Source organism: Methyloprofundus sedimenti, assembly GCF_002072955.1.
Classification (GTDB): Bacteria; Pseudomonadota; Gammaproteobacteria; order Methylococcales; family Methylomonadaceae; genus Methyloprofundus; species Methyloprofundus sedimenti.
Genome location: NZ_LPUF01000004.1, coordinates 75816 through 92293, shown reverse-complemented (window position 1 = coordinate 92293; position 16478 = coordinate 75816). Strand labels below are relative to the sequence as shown.

Sequence of the window (16478 nt, the reverse complement as noted above, 5' to 3'; positions counted from 1 at the left end):
CAGATACAGTTTCAGTGGATTTTATATGCAGCTCTATTGGCCAGAATATAAATCAATTGACACAGAAATATTCCAAAATATCGCTGGCTTGATCACAGGAAATAATCGTCTGTTCACTTTTTAATAAGTATTCGGCAAATGACTGAATGCACTTCCAGTTATTGCGTTGTTCGATAAAGCGAAAGGCTTTAATATAGAGTTCATTGATTTTTAATTCACGCTCAGCAGGACTGGGGATAAAGTATTCTAAATAGCGAGATGCCTGCTCTATATCGGAATGTCCTCCGTAATTTTTTAAGGCGACTATATTTATTAAATGTGAATTTAATATCTCATCATCACGCAGTGCTACATATTTAGCTTCTGCCAAAGGACCAATCAGCAGGTTAATAATATCTGCCTCATAGGCTTTCTGCAAGCTTTGCTGTTCTTCGAAAGAACCTAATTGATTATTTTCTATTTCAGCAACAGGTAAATTATCAATTAATCTGCCACCTAATACCTGGGCAAAATATGAATGATGATTTTGCTGTTGTCTGTTAATCATGATCTCAAAAAAGACCGGGGGTAATTTTTGCTGGTGGTTACGCAAATATATTGCCACCACATGGCCTGCTTCATGATACACAATATGTTTAAGTAATTCTTTGGCGCAGCTAGGGGAATTGGGGAGTGAGTGATTTGTACGTTTCATAATGGGTAAACCCTTTAGAAAAAAAATGCGACCATTACAGCCGCATTAAGAGGAAGGAGATAGCTCTTATATCCAGAAAGGATCGCATTCAAGAGTTGGACATAGTTTATGTGAGCAACAGCTCTTTGCAAATGTGGCATTTTGCCGCGCGACAATTAGCCGCCAGCTTTGGCATCATAAATGCAATGTATAACTTTTGGCTTATTGAAAATAGAGTAATAAAGCCATGTCTATGCTCGTTTTTGCAAATAAATAAGCTAAATCACTTAAATGTATACGGCATTTACCTTACTTATTCTAATATTACACAAAACCATGTTGATACTGTGTTTTAAATTAGTTTGTATAATGTATTTTTTAAGGGCATTCGTTGCGGTAAAATTGCTCAACAATTTCGCCATACTGTGCAGTATTCAGTGATCAAAGGGGATTGTCTTTGGTTTTTGGTACAGAATGAAAAACCCGTATTCGAAAATTGATTGGTTTGGGCCTTTCGACAGAACTGGCGAAAACCAAGGCTGTGCAAATGGATCTCAATAATGACAGGCTAAATCACAAGGCTTAGCGTCTATTAAAGAACAATGTGTAACAACTATTATTTAAATGACTAATAAAGCGCTCCGTGCGGATTAGCACGCGGGGGGCTGAGGGGAGGGCTGGAGAAAAACCAGCTCTTATTCCCGATTATAAAATCTTGAAATCGAGTACGCCTCCCATTTCAAGGCTTAATTCGTACCTGACCTTAGATATTTCTAGTTATTTATGGCTTTGTCAGGCTTTTTGAACAATAAGGTATGTGTGTAATTCTGGATATTGATCATATTCAAGATGCCTGCAAACACAGCCCAAATCAATAAATAACCTTAAAAATCCATTGATACCTAATATTGAATAATACATCTCTGGTCCCATGAAATCGTTTTTATGATCACCTTCTTCATCTGTTCCCCCAAAAGAGAATATTAATACTCCATTCGTGTTGAGACTAGAAACCAGTTTTGCTAATACCTTTTTTTGCTGATCAAGAGGTATATGCCAAATGCTGTCCCAGGCTGTTATAAGGTCATATTTCTCAGGAATTTCCCATTCACATATGTCTTGTTGATGAAAATTTATCTCAGGGTGTCTTTTTCGGGCCAAGGTAATCATAGCCTCCGAAACATCAACACCCTCAGGAGAAAAACCTTCCTCCAGGAGAAGATCGATAAATCGTCCAGTACAGCCACAACCCACATCAAGTGCTTTGCCTCTGTTCTTTACAAAAGCTATGGCTCGCTTGTGCTGATCAATACCATTTTCTCTATTGAAGTCTTCACTTTTCCACAAATGGGTAATTTGATTATAAGCCATACCAATATCGGATGGGTTCATATCTTGATAGCCTGAAGTAGATCTAGAGGGCAGACTCGGTTGATTTCGCTTCTAACATTGTTATAAGGCTTTTACCTGGATTCTGCCTTAGATTTTAACGCAGCTAACCATGCATCTAGCGAATCATTTAGTTTTTTATTCACCATGCCCTTAAACAGTTTAACTAACCAGCCATCCATTGATTCTTTTGTACGCACCAAAGTATTCCCATTATCCAGCGTGGTGAATTCCCATATATGAATGGCAGAAGCTCCAAAGCCGCTACCTTTCCACCCTAGTATATTGTTCTCATCAACTTCCATAATTGTAGATTTAAGTTTATATCCATCAGATTTCCATTCAAAATATGAGCCTGTTTCTAGATCTCCTTCAAGTACGGCATAGGATATATTAGGGTGCCAATTTTTCCATGCATTTATGTCAGCATGTATTTTCCACACAGCTGATATTGGCGCATAAATCTCAATTTCTTTACTTGTTTTTAATACCGCACCGTTATTTATTTGCATATGCTTCCTATTCCTTCCAAGATCATAGTGAGGTCAAAGGGTCAGTCAGTAATGCCGCTACCAGTGACCCCTTAGGTTAGTGGTTGCTTTTTATTTCTCAGGCATTGATTCAAATTCTTTTTTCTTGCTTTCAAACCATTCCTGCATCGCTTCAGGATTTTGCATAAGATCTTGCATTTCATGCATTGCTTTAAGGTGCGCTTCATCGTTTTTTTTAAACATTTCCATTCCATGTTGTTTGCTCATTTCAGCAATCTCTTCAAAAGAATTGGCATGAAATTCTTTTTCGCACGCACCGCCGAGTTGTCTGCAATTCATGGTTTTCATAATTTTTCCTCTTTTTTAAATTTAATTCGCTTAACGTAAAAATAATCAGCTTGTCTTGGTTGATTTTTTGGTTATAAAAAATTGAAATCGCAGTACGCTTCCCACTTCAGGGCTTAATTTGTACCTGACCATAGTTATTCTATGCCAGTTATATGGACCCCAGTTATGTAAAATTATGATTTAACCATTCGATTTTTTTAGTTTCTAAGTTCATATGTACAAAAATTAGTCTGCTTGGTGGCTTTATACTCATGTTAAAACCAATACTTTCTTCATTTTTAATTCCCATATGATAATCATTTAAGAACTCAAGAAATTTATAAATTATCTCTGTGTAGTCACCAGCATTTGAGGGCTTTGGGATCAATAATTTAAATCTGTTTCCATCATTTGCCTCTGCATAAACTGAATAAGCCATAGAGTATGGATTATTTACGCTCACCTTACCTTGAGTACCTATAATGGTTGGCTCTATTTTTGGCTTCGACATTTGTTTATTTGTGAGTTCTGCCAAATTATTTTTTAACACTTGGTAATGATCTTTCCCCATTTCCTTTAGAAAACCGTCAAAATAGGATTTTCCTATAAAAACTATGATAGCAGTAGGAATAAACCACTCATGACAGGCAAACGCTCCTGCTTTAGGTCTAGACTCAACAACAATATTTAACTTTTCATAGGCTAATGCTTGTTGAAATTCATTAAAATTGTCACTTGAGAATGACTCATCATATGAGACAGTTATATCAGGTAAGACCATGAACTCTCCAGAAACACATAATACTGAGTTAATGAACTGTCAAAGACAGTTAAATGAAACGAATCGTGAATTTGGTGCGGAATTGGGAATCGAACCCTGGCGCACTCTTGAGAAGATCTCAATGTCCGTAAACTACCTATCTCTAACTGGGTTGAAGTTGCCTCCAGGCAGATTCCGCAGTAACGCCACTTCGCACCAAACGCAAACCATTGTGTTGATAATGATGTTGAAATTGTTCATAAGCATCTCCTGTAGATTAAATACTTCATCAAACAGAACCACCTCCAACCCAAACGAGATATCAATAATCACTTTCACTGAGACCCATTGCCCCAAACTGTATTAATCATAACATTGTTGATATATAGATAATTTTCCATATACTACCTATATATGATGTAAATATTCCACGTATCAGGATATTAAGCCTAAGATCATGCAAAACATTACGCTTTAGACTTTGTGTGGCACAGTATGAATTCCGCAATAAAAACATCACAATCCCTTGTATAAAAAATAAAAAAAGCCGTCTTTTTTAAGTCCGCACTACACTATTTTCTGTTATTTTTTACCTCAATCACAAGCGCATCCATATTATTGGATTTAAGCCGGGATTGAATGGCATCAACTGAGGCCATTTGATTATAAGGCCCCATTTTAACTCTATACCAGGTCATTGCACCGATAACGGCTTTTTCAATCTGGGGAGAAAAGCCCATCATGATTAATTTTGCTTTTAAACTATCGGCATCTTTATATTGACGAAAAGCGCCTGCTTGAACTGAATACTGAACGCCTGATTTTGCTTTGCCAACACGTTCTTCCCGTTTGCGTGTTTTTACCTCATGATCAGGAATAACAAATTCAGCTTCGGGCAAAATGGTATAAAAATCGTACTGAATCTCCTGTTTTTCAGGTTCTTTTTTAACACTTTTAACCGGCTCAGGGGCTTTTTCAGGTGTTGCTTTTTCCACCTGGCGAGCAAGAGGTTTAGTGACTCTTGATGGCTGGTCGGTGGTCGGTGTTAAAGACAGGCTATAGAGAAAATAAGCAAATAGGCCGACGAGTATAAATGCCAGGAGCCAGCGCCAGACAGGAACTCCGGCCTGGTTATTGGCTGTATTTGCTCTCGTTCGAGTAGCAGAAGAGCGCTTATTAGCCTTGGTGGGTTGCCTTTTAGGAGGTTGATCGGCTTTATTTGCCCGGTACTTATAGTCTCGTGCCATTACATAGATTCCGGAGTATTGATTCTAAGCAGGTTTAAGCCATTAGCCAAAACCTGTTTTACAGAATAAATTAAATTCAGCCGTGCATTTCGTAACGCGACATCATCAACAATAAACTGATGAGCATTATAATAAGTATGAAATTCAGCTGCTAATTCACGTAAATAGTTAATTAATAAATGCGGCTCATGTTGCACTGCAGCGCGTTCTAATACTTCAGGATAGCGTGTCAAACTGCTGACTAAAGCTATTTCTTGCTCTTCTGTCAGCTTATCCAGGTTGTCTTCACCGAGCTGAATATCACGTTGCAAGCCTTTCTCTTCTAACTGCTTGAGCACACTACACACGCGTGCATGCGCATATTGCACATAAAACACTGGATTTTCATTGGTTTTAGAGGTGGCTAATTTTAAATCAAAATCCATATGTTGCTCAGACTTGCGCATCACATAGAAAAAACGCGCCGCATCCTGTCCTACTTCATTTCGCAACTGGCGCAGTGTGACAAACGATCCTGAGCGGGTAGACATTTGTACTTGCTCTCCGCCACGGTATAACACCGCAAACTGTACCAATAACACCTTAAGTTTTTGGGTATCTGCTCCAAGTGCCTGCATGGCTGCTTTAACGCGGGGAATATAGCCATGATGATCTGCGCCCCAGATATTGATTATTTGTTCAAATCCACGATCCAGTTTATGCATATGATAAGCGATATCCGAAGCGAAATAAGTGCTTTGTCCATTTTCACGCACTACTACTCTATCTTTTTCATCACCTAGACGGCTGGAAGCAAACCAGGTAGCGCCTTCATTTTTGTATAAATATCCTGCCTCGCCGAGGCGTTTTAGTGCTTCTTCAATAGAGCCATCATCCATTAGCTGTCTTTCTGAAAACCACTGCTGGTAATCAACACCAAATTCACTTAAATCCTGGCGAATATCGCTTAATATTTCATTTAAACCCGCCTGGAAAATATCGCGATATTGCTTGTCACCCAGTAAGGTTTTTGCGCGTGCAATCAAGGCATCAATATGTGTGTCTTTATTGCCGCCTTGAGGTTCATCAGCAGGAATATCTTCAAAAACAAGTGTAACCGGATGTCGATATTCATTATTGGAGTCGCGGTGTATATTTGCCGCAATCTCACGTATATAATCACCACGGTAGCCATTGCTAGGGAAGGTAAATACTTCGCCACATTCTTCCAGGTAACGTAACCAGACGCTTGCGGCTAAAATATCCATTTGCCGGCCAGCATCATTTACATAGTATTCACGCTCAACCTCAAAGCCAACTGCGGCTAGTAAATCAGCAACTGCAGAACCATAAGCTGCGCCTCGTCCATGGCCAACATGTAATGGCCCCGTTGGGTTGGCTGAAACGAACTCCACCTGCACCTTTTTGCCAGCACCCACCTGGCTTAGTCCAAACTTGTGACCCTGCTGATGAATTGTGTTGATAATCTGGTACTGTGCTTTAGGGTTAATAAAAAAATTGATAAACCCGGGGCCTGCAATTTCTATTTTGGTAACGGCTTCATCAGCAGCAAGAACAGCAATAATTTTTTCTGCTAACTGGCGTGGATTCATTTTGGCTTGTTTAGCCAGCATCATAGCCAGATTAGTTGCAAAATCACCATGCTGCTGATCACGAGCACGCTCAAGATTGATTTGTGGATTGAGTTCTCGCTCTAAAGTACCGTCTGTTTTCAGTGTTTCAACGGCTTGTAATAAGAGAGATTCTAACTTTTGTTTCATGCGCTTATGGAATTGAACTGGCTTTACAAAGCTTTTTATTATCCCCGAAAACAGCAACTGGCGAAAGTAAAAACACCTTAATGGCTGCGTTAATTGTTTAATATCAGGATTTACCGTTCGGCCAAATGAATTCTTTATGAAGTTTGGCTGTCATTGATAAGCTAAAAAGTGTACCTGCAAAGCAGCCAACATATTTGTAGCCAGGGAAGGAAAGGTGCGAGCTCAAAGTAAATAAGTTAGAATGCGTTAAATGACGCACATATAGTGCATATGACAGACAGGTTGACTGCTTTGAAAAGAAAAGATCTTTTACTCTTCTTGCTTGGTTCGTGTTTGCTTCTGAACGCTTGTACGGTAGTGTATAAGACGACAGGGGATGCACTTCTCGGTTATGCAGAAGATCAGGGCGTACCTTATATGCTGGCAAGCGATGATGTCGCTCTGGGTTGTTCGATGGCTGAAGCTTTTATACCTTTTTTGTTGAGCTTTTCCAGAGTCACCACACCACCAGATCAGCTTGCGATACTTTTTTATATGGTTGCAGGGAGTTGTACAGAATTTCAAGCTCAGGAACAGGAATTGCGCTATCTGCGTGCCATTTATGCAAAAAATTCTATAGAAGCGCAAGATGCGCGCATTGCACAGCAAAGACTCCTTGGTCTGGCTGCACATCGTCAATTGACTGGATACTATGCACTGGTAACGGCTATGTCTGAGCCCGGTGGTGAGTGTCCCGAGTTTGCATCAGAAAATGAGCAACTGTATTGGTTGCTTGGTCTATTAGATGGGATACAGGCAATTATAAATGATATAGCCTCTGGCGGCAGTGTTGAGGTGCCGATGGATATTGCGGCAAAAGTTGGCCGGGGAGCGGCTTGTCTGGACAATCAGCAATGGTGGGGAGTGCCTGCAGCCATTCAGGCAGCAATATGGATAACGATTCCAGGTAACGAGCCAATTGATAAGTCTCCCAGAGAAGTTTTGCAGCAGGCTATGCAAATTGGTGCTCAGCAAGGAATGAGTGTTGCTCATGTCCTGGCTGCACAAGTTTATCTGGGACAAGGGGAAACAGCAGCAGTAAAACAGGTTATTCGCAGTTATGCCCAGCTAGCCAGAACAGCACCTGAAAATCAGGAATTTGCAATTCTGAATCAGGTTTCCGGATTACAAATACAGGCCATTTCCGATCGTCTGTGGACTGCAGCAACTGGCAGGCGTACTCCATTAGGCAGACTAGGCACTTTTTGGGATGACTCTGATATGACTGTTGAAACCATTGATATTGATGAGTTACTTTAAACCTAGAAACCTTAGTTGAGCACGGATATTGTGGGAAATCTGAGTGTGAAAGACAAGGCACTGCTCGCAGGCAATGGCCGTAGCCCTTGGCAAGAGCAGTAACGCAGTATTTCGTGTTCAGATTTTCCACAAAACCGTGAAGCGGAGTATAGTCATCCGGCAGGTGACAAGCATTTACGATCATTATATTTTATATTCAGGGACTTATAATGTTTTATAGCGGTCAACTACGGTTTCTAGGTTAAACCAATGATGCGGATCAATCAGCCATTAACTTGTTGTTAGGCACCTTAAACGCTACACTGATTTATAAACTCGCTATATTTAATTCGCAGCAAAGAGGTTCGTTTTAAGTAGTAACAACGGGGGCACAGTGAGAGTTTTTATTGATCAGTTTTCCAGGCTGTTATTGGCCATAGTAATGAGTTTGAACTGTTGTGTGGCGTTGGCAGAAACTAAAAGCCTCTGTGTCTTTGATTTGTTAGGGGCAAATGGTCCGATCTATGCGCAGATGAAAGATTATAAAATTGCCGCAATGGGCTGGGGAGTTGATCTGCATCTCAAGCCCTATATCAGTGAGGTGCAGGCAGCAGCAGATTTTAAGGCAGGCCTGTGTGATGCAGTCAGTTTTACAGGTATTCAAAGTCGCCAGTTCAATCCATTTACGGGTAGTCTGGATGCTATGGGCGCGCTACCTACTTATGCCCATTTAAAAACGGTTATCAGCACGATAAGTTCCCCGCAAGCAGCTTCACTTATGATTAATGACCCTTACGAGGTTGCCGGGATTATACCCATTGGCGCAGCGTATTTATTTGTGAATAATCGCTCCCTGGTCAGTAAAAATGAGGATACACAAGGTAAGCTGAGTGGTATTCGCATTGCAGTTATGGATAATGACCCGGCACAAATTGAATTAGTCAGTTTGCTTGGAACACCCTTGATGAGTGTTACGATTGCAGAAATGTATAAAAAATTTAATGCGGGTCTAGTCGATGTTTGCTATGGACCTGCCGTTGTTTATCAAGCCATGGAGCTGCATAAAGGCTTAGGCTCTGATGGCGGAGTTATTCGCTTTCCGGTGGCACAACTCAGTTTACAAATAATAATTCGTCAGGCTGAATTTCCAGCAGAATTTGGTCTAAAATCACGTAATTACGCACTCAGCCAGTTCGATAAAGCCGTGCAACTTGCACAAAGCTATGAACACAGAATTGCCCCGCAATGGTGGCTGAATATTTCCGAGATCAATCAGCAACGCTATCACGATATATACCGAAAAACTCGTTTGTCACTTCGAGATAAGGGTGTCTATGATGCAAGAATGTTGAGAATTATGCATCTGGTACGGTGTAAAAAGAATTCTCAATTGTCTGAATGTATAGCTGCAGATAAAGAGTGAACAAATTTCCGGGAGCTGATCAAATGATTCATGCTAAGTGCTTTGTCCCGATGGTTATACGTCGATGAAAATAAAGGCTCGGCGCAAGCTATATCACTGGCTAATGTGGCTGATACTAACGCTATTTTTGTTATATGCTACAGCAATGCTGGTGATTAACAACTCAGGAAAGCTGTTAGTTGACTTTATTGAAGAGCAGGCTGTTCCCTATGTTTTAAAGACAGATGATGTGGCAATGGGTTGTGTGATGGCAGAAGCGTTAAGTTTATCAATTCCTAGTCTTGCTCAAATTAACGCTTCACCGTATAAGTTGGCGGTAATATTTGAATTTTTATCCGGCAGTTGTGCTGAATTTAAGGCCCGGGAAGAAGAGCTTCGTTATATCCGTGCACTGCATGTGAAAAACGTCACTGAGGCGCAGGATGCCAGGATACTGCAAAAAAGGTATCTCAATATCGCTGCTCAACGGCAGTTTAAGGGCTATCTAAATCTTGAATTAGCCTATCCCGGAATGCCTGGCAATACATGCCCGCAATTTACTAGCTGGAATGATGAGTTTTACTGGCTGGTTGGACTGATGGACGGTTTGCTGGCAGTTCTGAATGATCTTGCCTCCGAGGGCAGTGCCAAAGTGCCATTAGACATAAGTCTTAAAGTAGGCAGAGGTGCTGGCTGTTTAAACAATACACAATGGTGGGGTATACCCAGTGCCATTCAAGCGGCTATCTGGGTTAGTTTTCCCGGCAACAAACCAGAAGGAATCGATCCGTTAATCGTGTTGGATCAGGCAATGCAAACAGGATTGCAGCAAGGTATGCGTATTGTTCAGGTGATCGCAGCAAAAATTTATATTGGCCTGGGTGATGTTGATCGGGTTAAAGCAATCATTCGCGAAAATGTAGCGACAAAAAACAGTCTGCCTGCCGACCTCAATTTTTTATTTCTGGATAAAATGGCCACTCTGCAGTTGCAGGCCATATCTGATTCCATGTGGACTGAGGCAACCGGTAAACGCACACCCATTGGAGGGCTAGGTACTTTCTGGGATGATCCGGATAACAAAACCGATACCGTGGATATATTTGATATACTTTGATTTTGCATGCAATCCGTGTTCAACTGATTTTTTTTGTGTTTGTTACTAGAAGTAAAGAGGGATCAAATTGATTTTATATAAGAATTCCACATCCAGACTATTCATCGCTTTCTTGTTAATGACAGTAGGTATTACTGTTGCTCAGGCTGTACCCAGGAAAATGTGCGTGTTTGATTTATTAGGTGCAAACGGCCCTTTTTTTTCTCAGATGAAAGATTATAAAACAGCAGCATTAGCCTGGGGAGCAGAGCTGGAACTTAAACCCTATACCAGTGAGCGAGTGGCCGCTGAAGATTTTAAAGCCGGGCTTTGTGATGCAGTCAGTTTTACAGGTATTCGAGCGCGTCAGTTTAACTCATTTACCGGTAGCCTGGATGCAATTGGTGCAATACCGACATATGATCATTTAAAGTCAGTGATTACAAGTATTAGTGGCGAAAAAGCTGCCGGACTGATGTTTAGTGATCCTTACGAGGTCGTCGCCATTTTTCCGGCAGGCGCTGGTTATATGTTTGTTAATGATCGCACGATTGATACAGTGGGTGAATTAGCCGGTAAACGTATTGCCATTTTAGATTCAGACCCCGCTCAGGTTGAAATGGTGAATTTTATCGGTGGCTCACCTGTTGGTACTTCACTAGCCAATATGTACAGTAAATTTAATAATGGCTCGGTTGATGTTACCTATGGGCCAGCCATCGTTTATGAAGCGATGGAACTGTATAAAGGGCTGGAGCCCAATGGTGGCATTATTAATTTTTCGTTGGTGCAACTGACCCTGCAAATTCTGATACGTAAAGCTGATTTCCCTGAAGGATATGGTCAGAAATCCCGTGAGTTTGCTTTGAGCCAGTTTGATTCGAGGGTGGAATTGGTCAACAAATATGCAAGCACCATTCCAGCTAAAATGTGGATCTCTATACCGGAGACAGACACAATTGGATACCTTGAAGTATTTAGACAATCACGGATCAGATTAAGAGATAAAGGTATTTATAACGGAAAAATGCTAAAGCTGATGAGAATGTTGCGTTGCAAAAAAGATCCACAGCAATCTGAATGTACTGCTGCAGATAAAGAATAGACTGGACTGGTGTTTTTCTGGACAGTAGCTAGATGATTTTGCTCGGAATCATTAAGTTTCGTAGTTACCGTGATTGGTTTTCTACCTTACCGGTGTTTTTGCTCTTGATAGCGGTCATTATTGCCGGCAATAGTGAAATAATACACGCCCGCCTGCTTAATGTTGGCGAATTTCTGTGGCAGGATTACTTTACGCTAAGAGCGGATATTCCCATTCCTGATTGTAACCGGGACCCTGATATAGAAGCTGAGCTAACAAAGCTTGAAGCAGAATCGGGTGGCATCGGGGAACTAAAGGATCTTTTCGATGCCGAGCCTTTTGATCGTCAGGCTGCGCTAATATCATTACAGAACTCTCGCCTGCTCTGTCAGGAAAAACATGCTCTGGCACAACAGAATCAGGCAAGGATTACCCCTGCCGTTATCATCTTTCGTGCCCTGGAAACCAGTGTTGCCGGAATCAGTCTGTTTGCCTTAGAAAAGCAACGCATGATATTGATATTGACGATTTTTATTTGTGCGGTAATTTGCACCATCAAACAGCATCATATTGCTTTTAGATCCATTGTCACGATACAGGAGCATTATGTTTCGACTATTGCTCAGTTACTGGGGAATATTGTGATGCTACTATCTGCCTGCTGTTACACAACCAGTATTTATCAATCTGCAACCGTCGTTGGTCATCCGGAAATATATCTGTTGCTGATTGCCGGTTTTGCTTGTTTAAGTGCAGTCAACTTGTACCAGTTAATCAAGCCACAGCAATATCATAATGCTCATAAAACCAGCGATAGTATGCTACATGACATGCTTACGATTCCGCTGTATATATTTATGAGCTTTTTTGTCGGCTGTTATTTTTTCTTGATTGAAAATCATTGGGCCGGCCCGGCAATATTTTTTAGCTTATTATTTGATCAAGCGGGCTTATTTCTGAATATCGGCCTGTACATCTGGGTGGGTATGTTATTAAAACGAACTCAAATAGGAGATCTGGTTTTTAAGGTTTTTATACCCTGGCGTATGTCTCCCGAAATATTAGCTTTTGTAGCGTTGATTGTTATGGCTGTGCCTACCGCATATACGGGAGCATCAGGGATCATTATCATCGCCATGGGTGCCATAGTTTATGAGGAATTGCGCCGTGTCGGAGCGCGCAGGCAACTGGCGCTGGCAGCAACAGCGATGACCGGAAGTGCAGGCGTTGTATTGCGTCCTTGCCTGTTGGTCGTGTTGATTGCCGCTTTAAATAAGGAAGTAGTGACTGATCAATTATTTAGCTGGGGATTTAAAGTTTTTATGACGACCGCAGTGGTTTTCCTTGTATTTGTTATGCTCACCAAACGTGAAAAGCTACACCTGGCGCCAGTACGGGAAGCATTTAAACCCTTTCTGCGGGCACTTATGCCTTTGATTCCTTATACTCTCATTGTGCTATTGATTTCCCTTGCTTATATTTATCTATTAAATGTCAGTCTGGACGAGTTTTCTGCTCCAGTCATACTGCCGGTGATTATTCTTGGCTTAATTATTTACGAAAAATTCTTTGTGCGTCTGGTGCAGATTGCATCACCGGAAAAAGATGCGCATAAATTTGAATATACTATAAGAATGGCCTCATCTGAGGCGAGCATTCATATCGGCGCTTTACTACTGTTAATGGGGCTTTCTTTCGCGCTAGGTGGAGTAATTGAGCGCTCGGGTATCCTGAGTAATATCCCCGATACTTTTGCATCGGTCTGGTTGACACTGGGTTTTCTGATATTGGTATTAGTCATTATCGGTATGATTATGGATCCCTTTGGAGCTGTCGTTCTGGTGTCCGGTACAGTCGCACAAATAGCCTATAATAACGGCATAAATCCGGTGCATTTCTGGATGATTACTCTGGTTTCTTTTGAGCTGGGTTATCTCACTCCGCCAGTGGCTCTTAATCATTTGTTAACCCGACAGATGGTGGGTCATGAAGAAACAGCAAAAGCGTATTTAGAAGATGGCTGCTTCTGGTATCGGCATGAAAAAATCTTGTTGCCACTGGTTACTATGGGCACGACCTTACTGTTGGTGGCTATTGTTCCGGTGTTGTTTGGTTAAAAATTATTTCATCGTGCAGGTTATCTCTACTCTTAATTCAATAAGAAATAGTATTTTATTCATGGCAAATACTTAACTGTTTTTATTTAGTGCTGATGACCATGTCCATGTTCTTGGGCAATTTGCCTATAATGGCAGCCGTCACATTCCATCATATGTTGCTGCTTATCACCCACTAGCGACAAAACGCGTTCATCAAGTGCAGTATAGATTTCAGCCTCAAAACCAAAGTAATTGCCTAGAGAAAAGTTAACTTGAGGGTATTGTCTTTGCAGATTTTCAAATTGTCTGGCAATACGCTCAATTAATGTGCCGGTGAACAAATAGTAAGGCAAAATACAGATTTGCGTCATGCCTAGCTTAATTTGTCTTTGTACGGCCGACTCCAGGCGTGGAAAGGTAATGCCAGTAAAGGCAATATCGATTAACTCATGCTGGGTTTCTTCCCAGAGCCAGCGTGCCATTTTAGCAACTTCACCATTGGCAATTTTATCCGAGGAGCCTCGACCCAGAACAATCACGCCAGTTGTTTTTGGGTCAGGCATATCTATTGCTGCCATGGTTTTGTGTAAGTTACGTTTTATAATACTCAAGATACCTTCGCTTGCACCAAGGTGTGTGGCGTATTTAAATTCGATATCAGGATGGCGTTTTCTTGCCTGCGCTAAATGCTCGGGAATTTCCATTTTGACGTGTCCCGCTGCATTTAAAATTAATGGCACAACGATTACTTTTTTTGACTTTTTAGCGGCCAGATCAAATCCCGCATCAAGCAATACATCGGCAAATTCAATAAAACATACGTCTATATGCCAGTCAGGGTGCTGCGCTCGCCACTGTTTAGCAAAGGTTTCAATTTCGATATTTCCTTGCTCTGCTCTTGAGCCATGCCCGATTAATAAAATACTGAACTCCATGCTTATTCCTGTGTCTTGGTTGCTTTTCGAAAACGATGACTAAACTTTGCGTCATATAATTTGGATTTTTTTATCTCGTCCCATTGTCTTGCCCCTAAAGCAGGGCTTGCAATGATCATTGCTTGTGAATTAACGCCCGCTTGTTTGCATAGGTCTTTTATGTTCGCCAGTGTGCCGTGAATAATTTGTTGTTCATCTGGCCAGCTGGCTTTATGCACTACCACTATCGGTGACGCATCCTGCCAGCCTGCCGCCAACAAATCTTCGCGGATTTTTTTAAGTAAGGTAATCGACAGATATAAGCATAGGGTGCAATGATGCTCCCCCAATTCAGTTAAAGACTCACCTTCAGGCATAGGCGTTCTGCCTTCGACCCGGCTGAAAATAACGGTTTGAGTAACTTCGGGTAAAGTGAGAGTTTCTACGGCTGCGGCAGCAGATGCCATTGCTGAGGTCACTCCGGGTACCACACCAATATCAATACCTGCTTTATCTAAAGGCTGTATCATTTCAATTAATGCGCCATATAATCCAGGGTCACCCGTTTGCAGGCGAATGACAGTGGCATCATTTATTGCCTGACGGATTAGCCAATCCGTTATATCCTCCAAAGTCATGCCTTTAGAGTCTGCTATTGCGCAGCCAGGTTTGGCCCATTGTGTTGCCGCTACTGAGACTAGGGAGCCTGCATATAAAATTGCATCAGCTTGTGCAATCAGTTTTTGTGCTTTGAGTGTGATCAGTTCAGGGTCACCAGGCCCTGCACCAACAAACCATACTTTGGCCATATTTATAATGTATTAATTTATTTAACAGCAGGTCGTGGTTTTAGCTCGCTTTTATGTGTTGAAAAGGCGGGCTAAATCCACGACCTAGCGTAGATTTAGGATGATAAGTAAAATCTATAGCGTTGATTATCGATCGGTTATATTACCATAAGCGTCAACTATGTATTGTGTTAGGCATAAAAAGCTAGGCATAAAAAAAGGGGGAAGGCCATCAAGCCTTCCCCCTTTTATCAGGATAGTATTTTAGTTTTGTTTAGAAACCAAAACCTGCATACGCACCTGTTGTGAAACCATTGATATCCACGCCATCAACAGTTTGGAACGTCAGGTTGTAACGCGCATCAATACCCACATATATGTTTTCCCAGACTTTAAAATCAGCACCTGCACCAAAGTTCATACCAGGTAATAATACTGTCACACCATCAGATGGAGGGCTGATAACATGTATTGATAAACCGACAGGAATAATCCATGGGTTGAACCAAGTGTTCTTCATGAATTTAATTTTTGGCGAAGCAGTTAATGTAAACTGAGATACTGTTACGCTTTTTTCATTTGTTCCTGCACCTGCACCTGATAATGTAGGATTAGTAGAAACAACAGCATTTAACGTATTACCCAGTGCTTGGCCAGTAGCGTTTGGAGTAAATGAAGAAAAATTCTTGTACTCAAACATGATTTCCCCAAGTAACTGAGTATTATCATCCAGGCCGAACATATCATCACTTACATTAAGATCTAAACCAGCACCAACATACCAGCCATCTTTACCTGGATTAGTACCTAGAACTGCATTCCCACTAGGCAGAATTTCATCGTTACGATCAACGTTATTTCTTGCATAACCACCACGGAAGAAGATCATGTTACCGCCCCCCATAGACTCTCTTTCTGCTTCTTGCTTTTCTAAATTGGCAATTCTTGCTTGCAAGTCAGAAATATCATCAGCACTAGCTGCTGGAGCTACTGCTAAACCGGTTAATGCTAAAAGGGCTGTTGCAGCACCTAGAGCTATTTTAGTATTTTTAAACATAGTCCCCCCCAAGGGTAGTTATTAGGTTTGTTTAAATATTACAACAATTCGTATCTTTTGTACAACATTTGTAACACGATGAAAATAATAGCAGTAAACTTTAATCCTTACAA

The 16478-nt window shown here is 41.2% G+C and carries 15 protein-coding genes; 5 read left to right on the top strand and 10 right to left on the bottom strand.

The window, feature by feature from the left end; all coding sequences use genetic code 11:
- Positions 1–52: 52 nt before the first annotated feature.
- From AU255_RS17970 to argS, 7 genes are all read right to left on the bottom strand, one after another.
- Positions 53–694 carry a hypothetical protein gene (locus AU255_RS17970; protein WP_143736018.1) on the bottom strand — a complete coding sequence of 214 codons (642 nt, stop codon included), beginning with the start codon at positions 692–694 and terminating at the stop codon, positions 53–55.
- Between the two features lie 771 nt (positions 695–1465).
- On the bottom strand, positions 1466–2065 hold the full coding sequence (locus AU255_RS17965) for a class I SAM-dependent methyltransferase (protein WP_080524272.1): 600 nt from the start codon (positions 2063–2065) through the stop codon (positions 1466–1468).
- 71 nt (positions 2066–2136) lie between these two features.
- Entirely contained in the window at positions 2137–2574 is a 438-nt protein-coding gene (locus tag AU255_RS17960) for an SRPBCC family protein (RefSeq protein WP_080524271.1), read from the bottom strand.
- A gap of 90 nt (positions 2575–2664) precedes the next feature.
- Complete coding sequence (locus tag AU255_RS17955; protein ID WP_080524270.1) at positions 2665–2901, bottom strand: DUF1059 domain-containing protein; 237 nt, start codon at positions 2899–2901, stop codon at positions 2665–2667.
- Between the two features lie 163 nt (positions 2902–3064).
- A complete protein-coding gene (locus tag AU255_RS17950; RefSeq protein ID WP_080524269.1) occupies positions 3065–3661 on the bottom strand; it encodes a hypothetical protein in 597 nt (198 codons plus the stop codon).
- 551 nt (positions 3662–4212) lie between these two features.
- Positions 4213–4887, bottom strand: coding sequence for an SPOR domain-containing protein (locus AU255_RS17945; RefSeq protein ID WP_080524268.1), 675 nt, complete (start codon positions 4885–4887; stop codon positions 4213–4215).
- Positions 4887–6647 carry an arginine--tRNA ligase gene (gene argS, locus AU255_RS17940; RefSeq protein ID WP_080524267.1) on the bottom strand — a complete coding sequence of 587 codons (1761 nt, stop codon included), beginning with the start codon at positions 6645–6647 and terminating at the stop codon, positions 4887–4889. The genes AU255_RS17945 and argS overlap by 1 nt, the downstream gene beginning before the upstream one ends.
- Before the next feature lie 357 nt (positions 6648–7004).
- Between argS and AU255_RS17935 the strand changes: the two genes are divergently transcribed.
- The 5 genes from AU255_RS17935 (at position 7005) to AU255_RS17915 (ending at position 13624) form a co-directional block, all read left to right on the top strand.
- Positions 7005–7946 carry a hypothetical protein gene (locus AU255_RS17935; protein ID WP_080524266.1) on the top strand — a complete coding sequence of 314 codons (942 nt, stop codon included), beginning with the start codon at positions 7005–7007 and terminating at the stop codon, positions 7944–7946.
- Between the two features lie 373 nt (positions 7947–8319).
- Positions 8320–9348, top strand: a complete 1029-nt coding sequence (locus tag AU255_RS17930; protein WP_233144746.1) for a putative solute-binding protein — start codon at positions 8320–8322, stop codon at positions 9346–9348.
- A gap of 64 nt (positions 9349–9412) precedes the next feature.
- Complete coding sequence (locus tag AU255_RS17925; RefSeq protein ID WP_080524265.1) at positions 9413–10444, top strand: hypothetical protein; 1032 nt, start codon at positions 9413–9415, stop codon at positions 10442–10444.
- Positions 10445–10511: 67 nt separating this feature from the next.
- Positions 10512–11528 carry a putative solute-binding protein gene (locus AU255_RS17920; RefSeq protein WP_233144745.1) on the top strand — a complete coding sequence of 339 codons (1017 nt, stop codon included), beginning with the start codon at positions 10512–10514 and terminating at the stop codon, positions 11526–11528.
- Positions 11529–11560: 32 nt separating this feature from the next.
- Positions 11561–13624, top strand: coding sequence for a TRAP transporter large permease subunit (locus AU255_RS17915; RefSeq protein ID WP_080524264.1), 2064 nt, complete (start codon positions 11561–11563; stop codon positions 13622–13624).
- 86 nt (positions 13625–13710) lie between these two features.
- Here the strand turns inward: AU255_RS17915 and AU255_RS17910 are convergent, their stop codons facing one another.
- From AU255_RS17910 to AU255_RS17900, 3 genes are all read right to left on the bottom strand, one after another.
- Positions 13711–14541 carry a sirohydrochlorin chelatase gene (locus AU255_RS17910; RefSeq protein WP_198942689.1) on the bottom strand — a complete coding sequence of 277 codons (831 nt, stop codon included), beginning with the start codon at positions 14539–14541 and terminating at the stop codon, positions 13711–13713.
- Positions 14542–14543: 2 nt separating this feature from the next.
- Positions 14544–15329, bottom strand: a complete 786-nt coding sequence (gene cobM / locus AU255_RS17905) for a precorrin-4 C(11)-methyltransferase (protein ID WP_080524262.1) — start codon at positions 15327–15329, stop codon at positions 14544–14546.
- Positions 15330–15582: 253 nt separating this feature from the next.
- Complete coding sequence (locus tag AU255_RS17900) at positions 15583–16365, bottom strand: hypothetical protein (RefSeq protein ID WP_080524261.1); 783 nt, start codon at positions 16363–16365, stop codon at positions 15583–15585.
- Positions 16366–16478 lie beyond the last annotated feature (113 nt).

What these genes read in the sequence shown, in the direction of transcription:
- AU255_RS17970 (WP_143736018.1), bottom strand. Translation starts at nt 694, where the DNA reads ATGAAACGTACAAATCACTCACTCCCCAATTCCCCTAGCTGCGCCAAA.
- AU255_RS17965 (WP_080524272.1), bottom strand. Translation starts at nt 2,065, where the DNA reads ATGAACCCATCCGATATTGGTATGGCTTATAATCAAATTACCCATTTG.
- AU255_RS17960 (WP_080524271.1), bottom strand. Translation starts at nt 2,574, where the DNA reads ATGCAAATAAATAACGGTGCGGTATTAAAAACAAGTAAAGAAATTGAG.
- AU255_RS17955 (WP_080524270.1), bottom strand. Translation starts at nt 2,901, where the DNA reads ATGAAAACCATGAATTGCAGACAACTCGGCGGTGCGTGCGAAAAAGAA.
- AU255_RS17950 (WP_080524269.1), bottom strand. Translation starts at nt 3,661, where the DNA reads ATGGTCTTACCTGATATAACTGTCTCATATGATGAGTCATTCTCAAGT.
- AU255_RS17945 (WP_080524268.1), bottom strand. Translation starts at nt 4,887, where the DNA reads ATGGCACGAGACTATAAGTACCGGGCAAATAAAGCCGATCAACCTCCT.
- argS (WP_080524267.1), bottom strand. Translation starts at nt 6,647, where the DNA reads ATGAAACAAAAGTTAGAATCTCTCTTATTACAAGCCGTTGAAACACTG.
- AU255_RS17925 (WP_080524265.1), top strand. Translation starts at nt 9,413, where the DNA reads ATGAAAATAAAGGCTCGGCGCAAGCTATATCACTGGCTAATGTGGCTG.
- AU255_RS17915 (WP_080524264.1), top strand. Translation starts at nt 11,561, where the DNA reads ATGATTTTGCTCGGAATCATTAAGTTTCGTAGTTACCGTGATTGGTTT.
- AU255_RS17910 (WP_198942689.1), bottom strand. Translation starts at nt 14,541, where the DNA reads ATGGAGTTCAGTATTTTATTAATCGGGCATGGCTCAAGAGCAGAGCAA.
- cobM (WP_080524262.1), bottom strand. Translation starts at nt 15,329, where the DNA reads ATGGCCAAAGTATGGTTTGTTGGTGCAGGGCCTGGTGACCCTGAACTG.
- AU255_RS17900 (WP_080524261.1), bottom strand. Translation starts at nt 16,365, where the DNA reads ATGTTTAAAAATACTAAAATAGCTCTAGGTGCTGCAACAGCCCTTTTA.